This is a genomic window from Saccharomonospora iraqiensis subsp. paurometabolica YIM 90007 (assembly GCF_000231035.2).
GTDB classification, from domain to species: Bacteria; Actinomycetota; Actinomycetes; order Mycobacteriales; family Pseudonocardiaceae; genus Saccharomonospora; species Saccharomonospora paurometabolica.
In genome coordinates, this window is sequence record NZ_KI912218.1 from 145,629 (window position 1) to 146,210 (window position 582).

The window sequence follows — 582 nt, forward strand, 5'->3', positions numbered from 1 at the left end:
GGAACAGGTCGTTGGCGGCGCGGTGTTCGTCCTCGGCGAGGACGCGGGTGGCGACGGTGGTCATCGGCCCCATCGTGTCCGTCCGCCGTGCCCGGTCGCCACCGGGTTTCCCGCCCGCGCCCCGCCGGGCGGGGCGGTCACCGGGCCGTTCCGGTCACCGGGCGGGCTGGGGCTGGCCGACCCGGTACTCGGCGTTGTCGGCGTCGGTGACCGTGATCTCCACGGTGTGCGGGGCGCCGTCGACGGTGGCGTCGCAGGTGAACGTGGTGTCCGCGGCGACTTCCTGGTCGGCCGGGCAGGTGACCTCGCCCACGTTCGGCAGGCCGTAGCCGTCGGTGAGGACCTCCTGCACGTCGCCGGCCATCTGTTCGTGGTCGAACACCGTGGTGTTGAGCACACCCGGCCACACGAACAGCACCACTGCGGCCACACCGAGCGCCACCACCAGCGCGCCGATGCCGATCCAGAGGCCCTTCCCGGGCCCGCCCGACGACCCGCCCGGGGGCTGGCCGCCGTACGGGCCGTACGGGGTCTGCCCGTAGGGCTGGGGCCCGCCCCACTGCTGCGGGCCGCCCTGGGGCT

At 75.1% G+C, this 582-nt stretch carries 1 protein-coding gene; it reads right to left on the minus strand.

Annotated features, from left to right (window positions below; all coding sequences use genetic code 11):
* Positions 1 to 154: 154 nt before the first annotated feature.
* Positions 155 to 582 (minus strand): DUF4333 domain-containing protein (locus SACPADRAFT_RS26255; RefSeq protein WP_007027913.1); only part of this gene is annotated, 428 nt, incomplete at its 5' end.